At 62.7% G+C, this 17,333-nt stretch carries 16 protein-coding genes; 7 read left to right on the forward strand and 9 right to left on the reverse strand.

All coding sequences use genetic code 11. The annotated features are described in order from the left end of the window. Positions 1–23: 23 nt before the first annotated feature. On the forward strand, positions 24–701 hold the full coding sequence (locus HX869_RS19415) for a heavy metal response regulator transcription factor (protein WP_177026145.1): 678 nt from the start codon (positions 24–26) through the stop codon (positions 699–701). After that, positions 691–2,055, forward strand: coding sequence for a heavy metal sensor histidine kinase (locus HX869_RS19420; protein ID WP_087692841.1), 1,365 nt, complete (start codon positions 691–693; stop codon positions 2,053–2,055). Before HX869_RS19415 ends, HX869_RS19420 begins: the two co-directional genes overlap by 11 nt. Positions 2,056–2,068: 13 nt before the next feature. On the opposite strand, the gene HX869_RS19425 is transcribed toward HX869_RS19420, so the two are convergent. After that, positions 2,069–3,037: a LysR family transcriptional regulator gene (locus tag HX869_RS19425; protein WP_003216257.1), complete on the reverse strand. Its 969-nt coding sequence runs from the start codon at positions 3,035–3,037 to the stop codon at positions 2,069–2,071. A 182-nt stretch (positions 3,038–3,219) separates the two neighbouring features. Here HX869_RS19425 and HX869_RS19430 point away from each other — a divergent pair, with 182 nt between their 5' ends. From HX869_RS19430 to HX869_RS19445, 4 genes are read left to right on the forward strand one after another with little or no spacing between them, the layout of a single operon-like run. Continuing rightward, positions 3,220–4,731, forward strand: a complete 1,512-nt coding sequence (locus HX869_RS19430) for an efflux transporter outer membrane subunit (protein WP_178903531.1) — start codon at positions 3,220–3,222, stop codon at positions 4,729–4,731. A 10-nt stretch (positions 4,732–4,741) separates the two neighbouring features. Continuing rightward, on the forward strand, positions 4,742–6,925 hold the full coding sequence (locus HX869_RS19435; RefSeq protein ID WP_008434187.1) for an FUSC family protein: 2,184 nt from the start codon (positions 4,742–4,744) through the stop codon (positions 6,923–6,925). Further along, a complete protein-coding gene (locus HX869_RS19440) occupies positions 6,915–7,115 on the forward strand; it encodes a DUF1656 domain-containing protein (protein WP_178903532.1) in 201 nt (66 codons plus the stop codon). Before HX869_RS19435 ends, HX869_RS19440 begins: the two co-directional genes overlap by 11 nt. A 10-nt stretch (positions 7,116–7,125) precedes the next feature. Beyond that, a complete protein-coding gene (locus tag HX869_RS19445) occupies positions 7,126–7,986 on the forward strand; it encodes an HlyD family secretion protein (protein ID WP_087692839.1) in 861 nt (286 codons plus the stop codon). Positions 7,987–8,088: 102 nt separating this feature from the next. On the opposite strand, the gene HX869_RS19450 is transcribed toward HX869_RS19445, so the two are convergent. Together HX869_RS19450 and HX869_RS19455 are read right to left on the reverse strand one after the other, a co-directional pair. Beyond that, positions 8,089–8,487, reverse strand: a complete 399-nt coding sequence (locus HX869_RS19450) for a hypothetical protein (protein WP_003216266.1) — start codon at positions 8,485–8,487, stop codon at positions 8,089–8,091. Further along, positions 8,484–9,674, reverse strand: coding sequence for an MFS transporter (locus HX869_RS19455; protein WP_178903533.1), 1,191 nt, complete (start codon positions 9,672–9,674; stop codon positions 8,484–8,486). The genes HX869_RS19450 and HX869_RS19455 overlap by 4 nt, the downstream gene beginning before the upstream one ends. Positions 9,675–9,785: 111 nt before the next feature. Here HX869_RS19455 and HX869_RS19460 point away from each other — a divergent pair, with 111 nt between their 5' ends. Then, the gene (locus tag HX869_RS19460) at positions 9,786–10,649 is read left to right on the forward strand and encodes a LysR family transcriptional regulator (protein WP_134327299.1); all 864 of its coding nucleotides are present in this window, start codon (positions 9,786–9,788) and stop codon (positions 10,647–10,649) included. A 161-nt stretch (positions 10,650–10,810) separates the two neighbouring features. Here the strand turns inward: HX869_RS19460 and HX869_RS19465 are convergent, their stop codons facing one another. The 6 genes from HX869_RS19465 to HX869_RS19490 all read right to left on the reverse strand — a co-directional run bounded on the left by HX869_RS19465 (position 10,811) and on the right by HX869_RS19490 (position 17,292). Then, the gene (locus HX869_RS19465) at positions 10,811–11,623 is read right to left on the reverse strand and encodes an SDR family oxidoreductase (protein WP_178903534.1); all 813 of its coding nucleotides are present in this window, start codon (positions 11,621–11,623) and stop codon (positions 10,811–10,813) included. 20 nt (positions 11,624–11,643) lie between these two features. After that, complete coding sequence (locus HX869_RS19470; RefSeq protein WP_003216273.1) at positions 11,644–12,108, reverse strand: hypothetical protein; 465 nt, start codon at positions 12,106–12,108, stop codon at positions 11,644–11,646. Positions 12,109–12,262: 154 nt separating this feature from the next. Continuing rightward, on the reverse strand, positions 12,263–13,714 hold the full coding sequence (locus HX869_RS19475) for a mannose-1-phosphate guanylyltransferase/mannose-6-phosphate isomerase (RefSeq protein ID WP_177049051.1): 1,452 nt from the start codon (positions 13,712–13,714) through the stop codon (positions 12,263–12,265). A gap of 149 nt (positions 13,715–13,863) precedes the next feature. After that, complete coding sequence (locus HX869_RS19480) at positions 13,864–14,511, reverse strand: alginate O-acetyltransferase AlgF (protein ID WP_008434181.1); 648 nt, start codon at positions 14,509–14,511, stop codon at positions 13,864–13,866. A 16-nt stretch (positions 14,512–14,527) separates the two neighbouring features. Beyond that, on the reverse strand, positions 14,528–15,715 hold the full coding sequence (locus HX869_RS19485; RefSeq protein ID WP_102369877.1) for an alginate O-acetyltransferase: 1,188 nt from the start codon (positions 15,713–15,715) through the stop codon (positions 14,528–14,530). Between the two features lie 11 nt (positions 15,716–15,726). Continuing rightward, on the reverse strand, positions 15,727–17,292 hold the full coding sequence (locus HX869_RS19490) for an MBOAT family protein (protein WP_008434176.1): 1,566 nt from the start codon (positions 17,290–17,292) through the stop codon (positions 15,727–15,729). Positions 17,293–17,333: the final 41 nt, after the last annotated feature.

Here is a 17,333-nt window from a genome sequence, read left to right on the forward strand (position 1 = left end):
CCCCGTCCTGGAACAAAAGGCTCATGCGTGTACTGATTATTGAAGACGAAGAAAAAACCGCCGACTACCTGCACCGCGGCCTGACGGAGCAAGGCTATACCGTCGATGTCGCCCGTGAAGGCGTCGAAGGGTTGCACCTGGCCCTGGAGAACGATTACGCGGTCATCGTGCTCGACGTGATGCTGCCCGGCCTGGATGGCTTTGGTGTTTTGCGCGCGCTGCGGGCGCGCAAGCAGACGCCGGTGATCATGCTCACCGCCCGCGAGCGCGTGGAAGACCGTATTCGCGGCCTGCGCGAAGGCGCGGATGATTACCTCGGCAAGCCGTTCTCGTTCCTCGAACTGGTGGCGCGCCTGCAAGCGCTGACCCGTCGCAGCGGCGGGCATGAGCCGGTGCAGGTGACCATCGCCGACCTGTGGATCGACCTGATCAGCCGCAAGGCCAGTCGCAACGGCGTTCGCCTGGACCTGACCGCCAAGGAGTTCTCGCTGCTCAGCGTATTGGCCCGGCGCCAGGGTGAAATCCTGTCCAAGACCTCGATTGCGGAAATGGTCTGGGACATCAATTTCGACAGTGACGCCAATGTGGTGGAAGTAGCGATCAAGCGCCTGCGGGCCAAGCTCGACGGGCCGTTCGAACAGAAACTGCTGCACACCATCCGTGGCATGGGTTACGTGCTGGAGAGCCGCAGTGTCGGCTAACTCCATCGCCCTGCGCCTGAGCGGCATGTTCACCCTGGTGGCGCTGCTGATCTTCCTGTTGATCGGCGGCGCGCTGTACCAGCAGGTGGACAAAGGCCTGGGCCTGCTGCCCGGGGCCGAGCTGGATGCGCGCTACAGCGTGCTGGAGTCTTCGGTCAATCGCTTCGGTACGCCGGACCATTGGGCGAAGATCACCGCCAAGCTCAAGTTGTTGGGAGAGGAAGACAAGCGCATTCGCTTCTGGGTGGTGAGCAGCGACCCGACCTACGAATACGGCAACCCGGACGCGCAGATTCGCGCCTTCGCCGCCGGCCCGACCGGCAAGCGCGACTTGCGCCTGCCGGGCCATGCCTACCCGTTCAAAGTATTGGTCAGCCAGTTTCCAGCCAAGGAGCAGCGCCCGCCGCTGCGTTTCCTGATCGCGGTCGACACCGAGAACTTCCGCGCCACCCAGCATCAACTGCTGGTGGCGCTGATCGGCCTGGCGTTTGTCGGCGTGCTGCTGGCCTCGCTGCTGGGGTTCTGGGTGGCGCGCATCGGTCTCAAGCCGCTGATCAAGCTCTCGGACGAGGCGCAGAAACTCGCACCGCCGAAACTCTCCGGGCGCCTGCAATTGTCGCCATTGCCGCCGGAGCTGAAGCAGTTCGTCAACTCCTTCAACTCGACCCTCGACCGGGTGGAACAGGCCTATTCGCGCCTGGAGTCATTCAACGCCGATGTGGCCCATGAGCTGCGCTCGCCGCTGACCAACCTGATCGGCCAGACCCAGGTGGCGCTGACCCGTGGGCGTTCGGCCGAGCATTATTTCGAGGTGCTGCAATCGAACCTCGAAGAGCTGGAACGGCTGCGCTCGATCATCAATGACATGCTGTTCCTGGCCAGTGCAGACCAGGGCAGCAAGGCCACCAAGCTGATCATCAGTTCGCTGGCGGATGAAGTGGCGACCACCCTGGATTACCTGGACTTTATCCTCGAGGACGCCCAGGTGCAGGTGCGTGTGACCGGCGATGCCCAGGTGCAGATCGAGAAGGCGCACTTGCGCCGGGCGTTGATCAACCTGTTGAGCAATGCGGTGCAGCATACGGCGCCTGGCCAGGTGATCGAGGTGAAGATCGAAGTGCTGGAGGACCACGTGGCGATCGGGGTGACCAACCCGGGCGATGAGATTGCCAGCGAGCATCTGCCCCGGTTGTTCGAGCGGTTCTATCGGGTGGACGCGTCCCGCAGCAATAGTGGGGCGAATCACGGGTTGGGACTGGCGATCGTCAAGGCGATCGCGTTGATGCACGGCGGAGATGTGTTTGTGCGCAGCGAGGGCGGCGGCAACACCTTTGGCATTACGCTGCCGGTGTAGCGGCCGCCCCCCCTCAGTTACTCAGTCGTACCCCGCCCAAACTGCCACTTAGCTCATAGGCCGCCAGTTCCGCCTGATGCGCGGCCATGATTTCCGGCAGGGAACTGCGCAGGTATTCCACCCACGTCTTGATCTTCGCATCCAGGTATTGGCGCGACGGGTAGATGGCGTACAGGTTGAGCTCCTGGGAGCGGTAGTTGGGCATCACCCGCACCAGGGTGCCGTTGCGCAGCCCTTCAATCGCCGCATACACCGGCAACAGGCCAACGCCCATGCCGCTGGTGATCGCGGTCTTCATCGCATCGGCCGAGTTCACCAGGAACGGTGAGCTGTTGATCGCCACACTTTCCTGGCCTTCCGGGCCATTGAACGACCATTTATCCAGCTGAATCACCGGGCTGACCAGGCGCAGGCACGCGTGGTTGAGCAGGTCGCTGGGCCGTTGCGCGCAGCCGTTGGCCTTGACGTAGGCCGGCGAGGCACAGGCGATGCTGTAAGTTATCCCCAGGCGCTGCGAGACAAACCCCGAATCCGGCAACTCGCTGGCGAGCACGATGGACACGTCGTAACCCTCATCCAGCAGGTCCGGCACGCGGTTGGCCATGGTCAGGTCAAAGGTCACGTCCGGGTGGGTGCGGCGGTAGCGGGCAATCGCATCGATCACGAAGTGCTGGCCGATGCCGGTCATGGTGTGCACCTTCAACTGCCCGGCAGGGCGGGCGTGGGCATCGCTGGCTTCGGCTTCCGCTTCCTCGACATACGCCAGGATCTGCTCGCAACGCAGCAAATAGCGCTTGCCGGCCTCGGTCAGGGCGATGCGGCGGGTGGTGCGGTTGAGCAAACGGGTTTGCAGATGGGCCTCAAGGTTGGAGACCGCGCGCGAGACGTTGGCCGTGGTGGTATCCAGTTGCACGGCGGCGGCGGTGAAGCTGCCGGCTTCGGCCACACAACTGAAGGCGCGCATGTTTTGCAAGGTGTCCATTAAGGTGCTCTCAGGGGAGATGGCAAATTGTGACACGAAGTTGCAGGATCCAGTGATCCCTACGAACGGATTATCGCCTGAACGGTAACAAAGATTCACAAGAATCCCACCTTATCGCCATCCGGCCCGCCCCTTAGAATTGCGCCACCTTCCCCGCAACACCCTCTCAGGAATTCGCAGCAGTGCCGCGTCGCATCAGCAGAGAGCTGAAGACTCTCAGTGTTTGGGCCTTATCGTTAGCAATCAGCGGCTGCATCGGAACCGGAGGAATTGCCCCTCAAGGCCAGTCACTCGTCGCCAATTCATTGGCCACCGACGAGGCGATCAAAAGCGCCGCTCAGGACGCCCACTGGCCCACCGCGCAATGGTGGCAAGCCTACGGCGACCCGCAACTCAACCACTGGATCGACCTCGCCGTGCAAGGCAGCCCGAGCATGGCCATGGCCGCTGCACGTGTGCGTGAAGCCCGGGCCATGGCCGGGATCGCCGAGTCGGCCGAGTCGTTGCAGATCAATGGTGATGCCACGCTCAAGCGCCATAACTGGCCCAGCGACCAATTCTACGGCCCGGGCGCGCTGGACAATTCCACCACCTGGGACAACAACGCGTCCCTGGGGCTGAGTTATGCCCTCGACCTCTGGGGCCGCGAAAGCAACGCCACCGAGCGCGCCGTGGACATGGCCCACATGAGCGCCGCCGAAGCGCGCCAGGCGCAGCTCGAATTGCAGAACAACGTGGTGCGCGCCTATATCCAGCTGTCGTTGCACTTCGCCCAGCGCGATATCGTGGCCGCCACCCTGGCCCAGCAACAACAGATTCTCGACCTTGCGCAAAAGCGTTTGAATGGTGGGATCGGCACCCACTTCGAAGTCAGCCAGGCCGAGACGCCGCTGCCGGAAACCCATCGCCAGCTGGACGCCCTGGATGAACAGATCGCCCTGAGTCGCAACCAGTTGGCCGCGCTGGCGGGCAAAGGGCCGGGGGCGGGCGCGCAGTTGCAGCGGCCCACCCTGTCCCTCGCGGCACCGCTGAAACTGCCGTCGAGCTTGCCCGCCGAACTGCTCGGCCAGCGCCCGGACGTGGTCGCCAGCCGCTGGCAAGTGGCGGCCCAGGCCCGTGGCATTGATGTGGTCCACGCCGGTTTCTACCCCAACGTCGACCTGGTGGGCAGCCTCGGCTACGTCGCCACCGGCGGCGGAATGCTGAGTTTCCTGACCGGCAAGAAACTCAACTACACCGCCGGCCCTGCCATCAGCCTGCCGATCTTCGACGGTGGCCGCCTGCGCTCGCAACTGGGTGAAGCCAGCGCCGGCTACGACATCGCCGTCGCGCACTACAACCAGACCCTGGTCAACGCGCTCAAGGGCATCAGCGACCAGTTGATCCGCCGCGAGTCGATGGACAAGCAGCAAGCCTTCGCCGCCGAATCGGTGGCCTCGGCGCAGAAAACCTATGACATCGCGATGATCGCCTACCAGCGCGGCCTCACCGACTACCTCAACGTGCTGAATGCCCAGAGCCTGTTGTTCCGCCAGCAGCAGGTGCAGCAGCAGGTCCAGGCCGCACGCCTGAGTGCCCACGCCGAACTGGTGACCGCGTTGGGCGGTGGCCTCGGTGCCGGCAGCGATGTACCTCAGGACAGCCAGACTTTACCGAGCAAGACCCCGGCGGCCCTCGCCGTGTTTGATCACTGAGTAGGATGCGATGACTCCCTTGCCTGCACCGCTGCGCTGGTTGCACTCGCTTGAGTGGCGCCGCGGTTTCTTCGATTGGGCACGCAGTGATGGCGTGACCTGGGTCTATATCTTCAAGGTGCTGATCGCGGCGTTCCTGACGCTGTGGCTGGCCATGCGCCTGGAATTGCCGCAACCGCGTACCGCGATGATCACGGTATTTATCGTGATGCAGCCGCAAAGCGGCCAGGTATTCGCCAAGAGTTTCTACCGCTTCCTGGGCACCCTGGCGGGCTCGGCGGTGATGGTGTTCCTGATCGCGTTGTTTGCGCAGAACACTGAACTGTTCCTCGGTTCGCTGGCGATCTGGGTCGGCATCTGCACTGCTGGCGCGACCCGCAATCGCAACTTTCGCGCCTACGGTTTTGTGCTGGCCGGCTACACCGCGGCGATGGTTGGCTTGCCGGCCCTGGCCCATCCCGACGGCGCGTTTATGGCGGCGGTGTGGCGAGTCCTGGAAATCTCGTTGGGGATTGTCTGCTCCACGCTGGTCAGCGCCGCGATCCTGCCGCAAACCTCCAGCGCTGCGATGCGCAACGCCCTGTACCAGCGCTTCGGTGTGTTCGCGCTGTTCGTCACCGATGGCCTGCGCGGTCGCAGTGAGCGTGAAGGGTTTGAGCGCAGCAACGTGCGCTTTATCGCCGAAGCCGTGGGCCTGGAAGGGCTGCGCAGCATCACCGTGTTCGAAGACCCGCACATGCGTCGGCGCAATGGCCGGCTGACGCGCTTGAACAGCGAGTTCATGGGCATCACCACGCGCTTCAACGCCTTGCACCAATTGCTCGAGCGCCTGCGCAGCCAGGAGGCCGATCACGTGGTGGCTGCCATCAAGCCGGGCCTGCAAGACCTGGCGGAACTGCTCGACGGTTTTTCCGGCCGTGCGCTCACCAGCCCCGATGCGGCGCGCCTGGCCAATCAGTTGAACGCCTACAAGGAAGGCCTGCCCGCCAAGGTGCGCAGCCTGCGCACCCGCTTCCAGGAAAGCGCCCCCAGCGACGCCGAACTGTTGGACTTTCACACCGCCTATGAGCTGCTGTACCGCTTCGTCGACGACTTGCACAACTACGCCCAGACCCACGCCTCCCTGGCGGATCACAGCCACGAGCGCGAACACTGGGACGAACCCTACACCCCCAAAACCAACTGGCTGGCCTGCGCCGCCTCGGGGATTCGCGCCTCGTTTATCCTGATCGTGCTCGGCAGTTACTGGGTGGCCACGGCCTGGCCCAGTGGCGCCACCATGACCCTGATCGCCGCGGCGACGGTGGGTTTGTCGGCCGCCACCCCCAACCCCAAGCGCATGGCCTTTCAAATGGCTTGCGGCACCTTGATCGGGGCGCTGGTGGGCTTTGTCGAAATGTTCTTCGTGTTCCCCTGGATCGACGGTTTCCCGTTGCTGTGCGTGATGCTCGCGCCGGTGATCATCTTCGGTTCGTTCCTGGCTTCGCGCCCGCAGTACGCGGGAGTCGGCGTCGGGTTGCTGATCTTCTTCAGCACCGGCTCGGTGCCGGACAACCTCACGATCTACAACCCCTACACCTTCATCAACGACTACATCGCCATGGTCATCGGCATGCTGGTGTGTGCGGCGGCGGGCGCGATCATCCTGCCGCCCAACAGTCGCTGGTTGTGGCGTCGGCTGGAGCAGGACTTGCGCGAGCAAGTGGTGTTCGCCATCAGCGGCAAACTCAAGGGCCTGGCGTCGGGTTTCGAAAGCCGCACCCGCGACCTGCTGCACCAGGCCTACGGCTTTGCCGCCGGGCAACCCCAGGTGCAACGCAACCTGCTGCGCTGGATGTTCGTGGTGCTGGAAGTCGGCCACGCGATCATCGAGTTGCGCAAGGAACAGGCGATCCTGCCGGTGCACCCGGCGTATGCCGAATCCCAGCCGTGGCGCCAGGCGATCCGGGTGATGGGCCGCTCGCTGGTGCGGCTGTTCCTGCAACCCAGCGCCAGCAACCTGGAGCGCAGCCTGATCGCCGTGGACCACGCCATCAGCCGCGTGCAGGCCACCGACGAACCCTTCGCCCCGCACTTCGACACCTCGGCCCTGCGCCGGGTGAAAAGCTACCTGCACTTTATCCGCACCTCATTGCTGGACCCGCAATCACCCCTGGCTGCCCTCAAGCCCGAAGGACCCGCCCATGCCTCGTGAAATCGCCTTCCACGGCGTCTACATGCCCACCATGACCCTGATGTTTCTGATCGCGGCGGGCCTGGCCTGGGCCCTCGACCGGTTTCTGGGCGGCTTTGACCTGTACCGTTTTTTCTGGCACCCGGCGCTGCTGCGCCTGAGCCTGTTCGCTTGCTTGTTCGGCGCCCTGGCGCTGACCGTCTACCGTTGAGAATGCCCCGATGAAAAAGTTTTTCAGCCTGCTCGCGACCTTGCTGGTACTGGCCCTGGCGATCTGGATTGGCCGCACGTTGTGGGTGCACTACATGGAAACCCCCTGGACCCGCGATGGCCGGGTGCGCGCCGACATCATCAACGTCGCCGCCGACGTCACCGGCGAAGTGGTCAACGTTCCGGTGCGTGACAACCAGTTGGTGAAAAAGGGCGACCTGCTGATGCAGATCGACCCTGAGCATTACCAGATTGCGGTCAAGCAGGCGCAATCCCTGGTGGCTTCCCGCAAGGCCACCTGGGAGATGCGCAAGGTCAACGCCCACCGCCGCGCCGACCTCGACGCCCTGGTGATCTCCAAGGAAAACCGCGACGACGCCAGTAACATCGCCGACTCGGCCCTTGCCGACTACCAACATGCCCTGGCCCAGCTTGAAGCGGCGCAACTGAACCTCAAGCGCACCCAGGTGGTGGCGGCGGTCGACGGCTACGTCACCAACCTCAACGTGCACCGCGGCGACTATGCACGCATCGGCGAGGCGAAGATGGCGGTGGTGGATATGAACTCGTTCTGGGTGTACGGCTTCTTCGAAGAAACCAAGCTGCCCCACGTCAAAGTCGGGGACAAGGCCGACATGCAGTTGATGAGCGGCGAAACCCTCAAGGGCCACGTGGAAAGCATTTCGCGCGGCATCTACGACCGGGACAACCCGGAGAGCCGCGAGTTGATCGCCGATGTGAACCCGACGTTCAACTGGGTGCGCCTGGCCCAGCGGGTGCCGGTGCGGATTCACATCGATGAAGTGCCGGAAGGTGTGCTGTTGGCGGCGGGGATCACCTGCACCGTGATCGTCAACCAAACACAGAACTGAATGTGGGAGCGGGCTTGCTCGCGAAGGCAGTGTGTCAGTCAACGAAAATATCGACTGATCCACCGCATTCGCGAGCAAGCCCGCTCCCACATTTTGACCGTGTCAGGCCTGTAGAAACGTCTCGTGCAAGTGGCGCCACAGCAGGGCGCCACTGGCCTGCTTTTCAAACACCACGGTCGATCGCCGATCGGTTTGGGCACCGCTGCCATCCACCTGCTGTTCGCGATAACTTACCGTCGCGCCACGGGCGTGTCGGTCAATCCCGGCAAACTCGCTGAGGCTGATCTTGAACCCGGGCCGCTTGCCGCCAGCCTGGCTGAACAGCTGGTTGAGCAGTGCAAAATCCAGTTGTTTGCCCGCCGGGGTGATCATGGAAAAGTCCGGCGAAAAACGCCTCAGCAAAACCTCCAGTGTTCCCTCGGGGGCTGTGCCGGCAAACCATTGCTCGATCTCGACATGGGCCTGGATCACTTCATCAAAAAAATCGCGGTAGTCAATCATCGTGTGGGCTCGCTGGCAGGGTGAAGCAGTGTCCGTACCTTGGACGCATCCAGGCACAGTACGGCAAATAACGGAAACAGGGTCAACGCCGCGGCAATCGCGAAGGTGACGGTGAACGAGTCCAGCGCAGCCAGCACCCCACTGAGCACGGCGGCACCGAGGCAAAAACTCAATTGCCGATTGATGTTCCACAAGGCGCTGGCATGCCCCATGCGCTCGGCCGGAATGTCGAGAAAGGCCAGGGTTTGCGCGGTGCTGCTGCACAGGCTGCCACCCAGGCCCATCAGGAGGTAGGCGAGCACCACGACAACCGGGTGCGGCTCGATCAGCAACAGGATGCCGAGGGCTTGCAGCAGCATGCCCGCCAGCAGCAGCGGCCTCGGCCCGCAGCGATTGAACAGTTTTTTGCTCAAGGCAATCGCCAGCCCCGAGGCCAGCGCCCACGGCAGCATCAGCGCGCCGATGAGGCTGGCGGTAAAGCCAAGACCGTGCAGATAAAGAATCGCCACCAGGCTGGTGCCGATAAACACCCCCGGGATGAACAGGTAAACCAGCATCGCGACCCGCAGCATCGGGCGGCGAGCCTGGCCCAATACGTGACCGAGCTCCAGCGCCGGGCGTGTGGACGCGGGCGTGTCTGCCACCAGCCAGCGCAAGGTCAGCATCACGGTGATCAGCGCCAGCGGCAGGTTGGCGAAAAAGATCCAGCGCCACGACACGCTGTCCACCACCAGGCCGCCCAATGCTGGCGACAACGCCGGAATCAGCAGCGCCACCAGCATGACCCTGGCTGTCAGTTGGCTGCGTTCTGCCGGCGGAAAATGCCGATAGGCCAAGGCTTGCCCCACCGGAATCAACAAGCCGCCACCCAAGCCCTGCAACAGGCGCCAGCCGATCAGCGCTTCAATCGAGGCGGCCTGGCCCACCAGCACCGAGGCTACGCCGAACAGCAACAGGCTGACGGCAATCAACCGGCGCTCACCCAGCAGCGCCGCCAGCCAAACACTCAGGGGAATGACGACGGTCAGGCCGAGCATGTAGGCGTTGCCGATCCATGCCAGTTGCGTGACCGAGGCGTGCAACTCGCGGGCGATGTCCGGGTAAGCGATGGTGGCGACAAACATGTTCACCAGGTCGAGGGTGAAGCCCAGTAGAAAGATCCAGGTGACTTTCGAGCGGTAGGTCATTGCGCGGTTCCTGCTGTGGATGGCGGCAGGGTAGGCGGGTGCGGGCACTTGGGAAACAGCGGTTTGACTGTTAGTTTGTCAAAAATATTTTGACAAAGGAGCGCGTGGCATATGGTCAGCCTGGATCGTTTCGACACCTTCAAGGCCGTGGTCGAGGCCGGATCGTTGACGGCAGCCGCTGATGTCCTCGGGCAGACGCGAGCGGTGGTGAGCTTCAACCTCAAGCGCCTGGAAGCCGAGCTGGGCGTGACCCTGCTGACCCGCAGTACTCGGCAACTGGCACTGACCGATGCGGGCGAACGCTTTTACCTGCGCTGCACGCGCATGCTGGAAGAAGCGCGCCTGGCGGTGGAAGAGGCCCGTTCGGAGCACAGCCAGCTCAAGGGCACATTGCGGATCACCACCACCGTCGAATACGGATTGGCGGTGGTGGTGCCGGCAGTGGAAACCTTTCGCGGCCTGCACCCGGAATTGAACATCCAGTTATCCACCTCCTCCAGCCACGCCGACCTGATCTCCGAGCGCTTCGATGTGGCTATTCGATTGGGGCGGATGCTCGACTCCAATCATCGGGCGGTGCAGCTGTCGAGCTACGAAATCCTCGCCGTGGCTGCACCGGGGTTTGCCGGGGTCGCCACGCTGGAAGAACTGGAGCAACTGCCCAAGCTGGGGCACGGGCGGCTGACGGAGTTGACGGTGCTCGACCCGGCCGGCCATGGGCACCTGTACCGTCCAGGCCCCGGCAAGGCTTCACTGGTTGCCGACAGTGCCGCCATTCTCCAGGCGTTTGCCGTGCGCGGGCATGGCGTGGCGATCCTGCCCCTGTGGCTGGTGCAGGAAGACCTGGATGCGGGGCGTTTGGTGCGGTTGCTGCCGGGGTATCGATTTGCGCCGCAGGGGGTGTACGCGTTGTACCCGGATACCCGGCATTTGCCCCTGAAAGTGCGGGCCTTCATTGATTTCATGAAAGGCTGATCAGCCGAGAAACCGTGTGGCGAGGGAGCTTGCTCCCGCTGGGGGGCGAAGCACCCCTGAAAAGGTCAGCGCATTCTTTCAGGAAACTTGGGCGGATGGTTTTGGGGCTGCTGCGCAGCCCAGCGGGAGCAAGCTCCCTCGCCACGGGGAGGCGGGGGCTCTTAGAGCTGGCCGCTCAGGCCAAAGCGTTTTTTCAAGACGGTCTCCAGCAAACCCTTGGGCAGCAACGCCGCCATCAATGGCAGTGCCCGGCAACCATTACCCGAGCGCAACAGGCGCGGCGGCGTGGTCTGTTGCACGGCCTTGAGCACGTCTGCCGCAAACTGGCTGGCGGGCGTAGGCCGATCCTGGGAGGCCTTGGCCCGGGCGCGGATGCTTTCGCGCAGTGGCCACCAGGGCGACTTTTCATTGATCAACAGTTCGGCCTGGGTGCCGGCGTTTTTTGCAAAACTTGTATCGATGGCGCCTGGCTGCACTTCCATCACCCGCACGCCGAACGGTGCGAGCTCCATGCGCAACGCATCACTCAAGGCATGCACTGCGGCTTTCGAGGCGCAATACGCACCGGCGAACGGTGTGACCAACACGCCGGACACGCTGCCGATATTCACCACCAACCCTTTACGGCGACGCAGGGCCGGGAACAGCGCCTGAGTCACGCCGACCACTGAGAATACGTTGGTCTCGAATTGCTGCTGCATCGCCTGGGTGCCGCCGTCGAGCAACGGACCCATGGCGCCATAGCCGGCGTTGTTGATCAGCACATCCAGCTCGCCGACCTGCCCGGCCAACTGCGCCAGTGCAGCGCTGTCGTTGACGTCCAGTTGCACCGCGTTAAAGCCGGCGCTGGCAAGTGCCGCCACATCCTCGCTGCGCCGGGCGCTGGCCCACACGTCAAAGCCGGCTTGCTTGAAGGCGTCCGCCAGGGCACGGCCAATGCCACTGGAGCACCCGGTGATCAGTACGTTGGGCATGGATCAGTCCTTTGTCGTTATCAGTCAGAGAAGCTGCCTTGCAAATGCTCGGCACGAAATTCCAGGGTTTGCGGGCGGTAGCCGGGGCGCAGCGGCGGCACTGGCAGGCAGTCTTCCCAGGTGGCGCCGGCCTGCAGTTCGCCGGGGCCGCGATAGCGCGGGGCAGCGTACACGTTGTCTGCCAGGTTGACCGTATCGCCCGGCGCATACGCGGCGATGCGCCAACGCAGTTCGGTCAGCGGTACGTTGTTGCCGTTGTTCAAGGTGAGCTTGAGCGGGCGGTCTGCGGGGCATTCTTTCGGCGCGTAGACGGTACGCAGTTCCAGGCGTGCCAATTGCTGGGCCTCGCGGTTGTCCAGCCACACCACCCATACCGCCACCAGGCCCAGGCCGACGGCGGCCGCGAGGGAAACCGGCAACGCCCTGGCGGGGTAGCGCAGCAAGAGGATCAGCCAGGTGATAATCAGCAAGACACCAAAGAACATGGCAACAACCTCGAAAACGGAACGGGCATCCTAACCAAGCGTAGGTGGAGTTGACCATCTTCGGGTTCCCCGGCCCCAAAGAAAAAGCCCCCGGCCCACCGGCTGCGGATAGGGGACGCAGTCGGTGGGGCGGGGGCTTGTTGTGCTGCTCTGTTTACTGCGCGATGGTTTTCACCGAAACGCCACGCTCGATTGGCGTGGATCGACCGTAGATATCTTCAAAGCGTTCGATATCGTCTTCACCCAGGTAGCTGCCGGACTGCACCTCGATAATCTCCAATGGAATCTTGCCCGGGTTACGCAAACGGTGCACCGAGGCAATCGGGATGTAGGTGGACTGGTTTTCGGTGAGCAGGAACACGTTCTCGTCACAGGTGACTTCGGCGGTGCCGCTGACCACGATCCAGTGTTCGGCGCGGTGGTGGTGCATCTGCAACGACAGGCACGCGCCCGGTTTCACCGAGATGTGCTTGACCTGGAAGCGCCCGCCCATATCCACCGAGTCGTACGAGCCCCATGGACGGTACACCTCGCAGTGGTTCTGGGTTTCGCTGCGGCCCTGCTCGTTGAGGGTGTTGACCATCTGCTTGACGCCCTGGACCTTGTCCTTGTGGGCAATCATCATCGCGTCCTTGGTTTCCACCACCACGATGTTTTCCAGGCCAATCACCGACACCAGCTTGCCGTTGCCGTGGATCATGCAGTTCTTGCTGTCCTGGATCACCACGTCGCCCTTGCTGACGTTACCGTTGGCGTCTTTTTCATTCACGTCCCACAGCGATGCCCAGCAGCCCACGTCGCTCCAGCCGGCAGTCAACGGCACCACGCAGGCCAGTTGGGTTTTTTCCATCACGGCGTAGTCGATGGAGTTGTCCGGGCAGCAGGCGAAGGTGGATTCGTCGATGTCGATGGTGTCGGCGGTTTGGTTGCTGCGTTCCAGGGTCAGCAGGCAGGTGTCGTAGATGTCCGGATCGTGTTTTTTCAGCTCTTCGAGGAAGCGGCTGGCACGGAACAGGAACATGCCGCTGTTCCAGAAATAACCACCGCTCTTGACGAATTCGCCGGCGCGTTTTTCATCGGGTTTTTCCACGAACTGTTGCACGCGGCTGACGCCTTCGGGCAGCAGCGAATCGTTGGTCGACTTGATATAGCCGTAGCCGGTCTCCGGACGGGTGGCCGGCACACCGAACAGCACCATTTCGCCACGCTCAGCCGCCACAGTGGCCAGGGCCAGGGCGCGTTGCAGGGCTTTCTGGTCATCCAGCACATGGTCGGCGGGCAGCACCAGCATCAGCTCGTCGCGGCCTTCGTTGACCAGCATCATCGCCGTCAGGGCCACGGCCGGCGCGGTATTGCGGCCGAACGGCTCCATCAGGATGCGCTGGGTTTCCAGTTTGCGGGCAGCCAGTTGCTCGTTGACGATAAAGCGGTGGTCCTTGTTGCACACCACGATGGGCGCGTCCATGCCGTCGAACACCAGGCGCTCCAGGGTTTGCTGGAACAAGGTGTGCTCGCCGGTCAGGGCCAGGAACTGCTTGGGAAACTGTTTACGCGAAAGCGGCCAAAGACGTGAGCCGCTACCACCGGAAAGGATTACTGGGATCATGGTGTTTCTCCTTGAATCAAATTTGGTTAGAGCCTGTGGGAGCCGGGCTTGCCCGCGATGGCATCACCTCGGTGTACCTGATACACCGAGTTGTCCGCATCGCAGGCAAGCCAGCTCCCACAAGGGGCAGCGTCAATCTGAAAATCTAATCAGCGGGTCGACACAGGGCGTTTCACCCACACTGGCGACAGGTTGGCGCCGGTGCCGGTGACGTACAGCACTGCGGCCTCACCGCGTTCCAGAGCTACCGGCTTCACGTCGCCGACTTTTTTATCGCCTTCATACAGCGCCAGGCTGACCTTCACCGGGTTGATCTCGCGCTCGCCACGGCCCTTGGCGGCCACGGCCTGGACCACGTCGGTCTTGCCATCGGCGGTTTTCAGGGTCAGCGACTTGTCACTGAGGTTCTGCACGCGCACCAGGGATTTCTGCTTGTTCTTGAACGGCGGTTCTTCGATCAGTTGCGGTTGGCCGCTGCCGCTGCTGACCAGGGTGTAGTAGTGGTCGGCGGCGAGCTTGACCGGCAGGGTCTGGCTGCCGACCTTGGCGCTGTAGTCACCGCCCGGCATGAAGCTGAAGTCACTGCTGGCCAGCGGTGCAACCTCGTTGAGGTTGGTGCTGCCGACGGTGGCGCTGACTTCCTGGTTGCTGGCGTTGTACACCCGCACAAAGCTCGAGCCTTTTGGCGCGACGGGACCGTAGAGGGCGGCGTCGCCACCGGCGAAGGCGGACATCGAAACAACGCTCATGCCGGCGACGAGGGCAAAAGTTTTTGCGAGGTTAGTAGTGAAAGTCATGTGAGTTACCTCTCTTTCAGTTTTGCGCCCGGTCGGGCGTCTCGGAGTTCATGTTTTTAACGGTGGGGGTGTTGATAGCCATGTTCTGTTGGCGCATACCGGCTTGTTTGAGCTGCGCAACCCACTGCGGGTCGGCATCGCCGATTTCGTTGTTCACAGGCAGATAACGTTCGGGAAACTCCCAGATCAGCACCTGTGGCGGGCTGTTCTTGAAGTCGTCGCTTTTCAGGTAGCTGAGCATCGGCAGGATCGGGCCGTGGCCGTCTTCGGAGTAGTTGATGACGTCGCTGCCCAGGGCTTGCTTCAGCGCGCCGACAAAGTTCCAGTTCGGGTTGGCGCTGTAACTGGTGCCCACCAGGGCCACCGGGGTTTCACTGTCGGTGAACAGCGCATCGTCGCCTTTGGTTTCAGCCAGGTGCGTCACGCGTTTTTGCAGTGGCTCCTTGGGCGGCATCAGGTTTTCGAACAGCGGGTCCAGTGGCAGGAACAGGCGCAGGTCGCCCTTGTGTGGCTCGGTCTTCTCGGCTTCGGTGACAAAGCGTTGAGGCTCGCCGCTCAGGGGCGTTTTGTTGGCAATTGTCTTGGCCAATTCTTTGGCCGCCACTTCAGCGCCGTCCGGGGTCCAGTGGGTGTCGGTGCGCAGGAACACTTGTTGGCCGTGCAGCTTGGCCTGTTGCAGCGGACCCATCAGGTCAGGGGCGACGATCTTGTCGGCGGCCATGCGGGCATGGAAGTCCTGGTACAGACCGGCGCGGATGCTCGCCGGCTGCACTTCACCCAGGTGTTCCGGGTACAGCCGCACCTTGGCTGGCACGATCGCCATCACCAGTTGGATACCCTGGGCCTTGAGCTTCTGGCGCACGCCTTCCACCAAGGCGTAGTTACCTTGCAGGTTCTGGTCTTCGTTGACGATCGGGTTGAATTCCTCGTCGCTGTACAACCAGTGGTCGCGGCCAATCACCACGCCAGGGCGGCCTTCGTTGAACAGCTTGTAGTCCAGCGCTGCCCAGAGGTTGGTGCCCAGGCGCTTGATCGGGAACTGGTCGTCGTAGTGGGTCTCGACGGCCTTGGTCCAGCGGCCGTTGAGCACGGTGGCGTCGGCGTTGGTGCTGAAGCCCAGGAAACTGCGCATCGACCAGGCGCCCAACGCCAGCAGCACGGCGAGGAACAAGGCGATGTAGAGGACGCGTAATGAACGGGTCATGGTCGGCTCCCTCAGAACTGGAAGTAAAGGAACGGCGAGAAGCTCTGCGCCGAAAGTTTGAGAATCGACGCCACGAACAGCAGCAGTACTGCGGCGCGCATGGCGTAGCGTGGCCAGGTGGCGCTCCAGTAGGCCGGTTGCACGGTGGCCTCGGTGCCCACGGTGTAGCCGGGCTCATGGATGCTGCCCGGGTTGTCGCCCGGTACGGCCTTGATCAAGCCCGGTTGCGCAGTCGCCGGGCCATCGGCCTGGGTGTTCACCGCAGGCTTGGTTTTTTCCGGTGGGCGGTTGCTGTAGAAGTCCCGCAGGCCGAAGAACGCCAGGGTTGCGTACGCCACCACCAGGGTTGCCACTTGCAGGCCGGTGAGGCTGGCGCGGTTGAGTTCCGACAGCGACCACTCGCCGAAGCTGAACATCGCGCCGTACATACGGCCGGCGACGTGCAGGTTTTCCGAGCGGAAGATCACCCAGCCCATCACCACCAGCAGGAAGGTGAAGGCCCAGCGCACAACGTTGAAACTGCGCGGTGCGGTGTTGAGGCCGATGGCTTTTTCAATCGCCAGCCACATGCCGTGCCAGGCGCCCCACACGATGTAGGTGATGTTCGCACCGTGCCACAGGCCACCGAGGAGCATGGTCAGGAACAGGTTGCGGTAGGTGGTCAGCGTGCCTTTACGGTTGCCGCCCAGGGTGATGTACAGGTAGTCACGCAGCCAGGTGGACAGGCTGATATGCCAGCGCCGCCAGAACTCGGTGATCGACTGGCTGATGTACGGCTGCTTGAAGTTTTCCATGAAGCGAAAACCCATCATCAAGCCCAGGCCGATGGCCATGTCGCTGTAGCCGGAGAAGTCGAAGTACAGCTGCGCGGTGTACGCCAGTGCGCCGAGCCAGGCGTCACCCGTCGTAGGGTTTTGCAGGGCGAAGCAATGATCGGCGACCACCGCCAGGGTGTCGGCGATAAACACCTTCTTGATGAAACCCTGCATGAACCGCGTGCAGCCCTCGGAGAATTTATCGAGGGTGTGGGTGCGGTTGTTGAACTGGTCGGCCAGGTCGCGAAAGCGCAACACCGGGCCGGCAATCAGATGCGGGAAGATCGCCACGAACGCCGCAAAGTCGATCAGGTTGCGGGTGGCCGGGGTGTCGCCGCGGTACACGTCGATGATGTAGCTGATGGACTCGAAGATGTAGAACGAGATCCCGATCGGCAACAGCACGTGGGTGAGGATGAAGGGTTCCAGGCCCGCCGACTTCATCATCAGGTTGATGCTGTCGACACCGAAGTTGGCGTACTTGAAGTAGCCGAGGATGCACAGATCGACCGCCACGCCCAGCAGCAGCCAGCGCTGGGCGGGCTTGGTGCGCACGCCTGCCGCACCGACCTTGAGGCCGATCCAGTAGTTCCACAGCGTCACGGCGGCGAACAGCGCCAGGAAGTCCACTCGCCACCAGGCGTAGAACACATAACTGGCAACCAGCAGCAGCAGATTGCGATAGCGTTGCCCGCTCAGGTAGTACAAGCCGAGGAAGATCGGCAAGAACAGGAACAGGAACACATTGGACGAGAAAACCATCCCGATCTCTCCATGTTTAACCAACAGTCAAGGGCCAACGG

The organism is Pseudomonas sp. P7779 (assembly GCF_013386315.1).
GTDB lineage: Bacteria > Pseudomonadota > Gammaproteobacteria > Pseudomonadales > Pseudomonadaceae > Aquipseudomonas.

What these genes read in the sequence shown, in the direction of transcription:
- HX869_RS19470 (WP_003216273.1), bottom strand. Translation starts at nt 12,108, where the DNA reads ATGTTCTTTGGTGTCTTGCTGATTATCACCTGGCTGATCCTCTTGCTG.
- HX869_RS19450 (WP_003216266.1), bottom strand. Translation starts at nt 8,487, where the DNA reads ATGATTGACTACCGCGATTTTTTTGATGAAGTGATCCAGGCCCATGTC.
- HX869_RS19475 (WP_177049051.1), bottom strand. Translation starts at nt 13,714, where the DNA reads ATGATCCCAGTAATCCTTTCCGGTGGTAGCGGCTCACGTCTTTGGCCG.
- HX869_RS19435 (WP_008434187.1), top strand. Translation starts at nt 4,742, where the DNA reads ATGACTCCCTTGCCTGCACCGCTGCGCTGGTTGCACTCGCTTGAGTGG.
- HX869_RS19440 (WP_178903532.1), top strand. Translation starts at nt 6,915, where the DNA reads ATGCCTCGTGAAATCGCCTTCCACGGCGTCTACATGCCCACCATGACC.
- HX869_RS19460 (WP_134327299.1), top strand. Translation starts at nt 9,786, where the DNA reads ATGGTCAGCCTGGATCGTTTCGACACCTTCAAGGCCGTGGTCGAGGCC.
- HX869_RS19455 (WP_178903533.1), bottom strand. Translation starts at nt 9,674, where the DNA reads ATGACCTACCGCTCGAAAGTCACCTGGATCTTTCTACTGGGCTTCACC.
- HX869_RS19425 (WP_003216257.1), bottom strand. Translation starts at nt 3,037, where the DNA reads ATGGACACCTTGCAAAACATGCGCGCCTTCAGTTGTGTGGCCGAAGCC.
- HX869_RS19485 (WP_102369877.1), bottom strand. Translation starts at nt 15,715, where the DNA reads ATGACCCGTTCATTACGCGTCCTCTACATCGCCTTGTTCCTCGCCGTG.
- HX869_RS19465 (WP_178903534.1), bottom strand. Translation starts at nt 11,623, where the DNA reads ATGCCCAACGTACTGATCACCGGGTGCTCCAGTGGCATTGGCCGTGCC.
- HX869_RS19445 (WP_087692839.1), top strand. Translation starts at nt 7,126, where the DNA reads ATGAAAAAGTTTTTCAGCCTGCTCGCGACCTTGCTGGTACTGGCCCTG.
- HX869_RS19415 (WP_177026145.1), top strand. Translation starts at nt 24, where the DNA reads ATGCGTGTACTGATTATTGAAGACGAAGAAAAAACCGCCGACTACCTG.
- HX869_RS19490 (WP_008434176.1), bottom strand. Translation starts at nt 17,292, where the DNA reads ATGGTTTTCTCGTCCAATGTGTTCCTGTTCCTGTTCTTGCCGATCTTC.
- HX869_RS19480 (WP_008434181.1), bottom strand. Translation starts at nt 14,511, where the DNA reads ATGACTTTCACTACTAACCTCGCAAAAACTTTTGCCCTCGTCGCCGGC.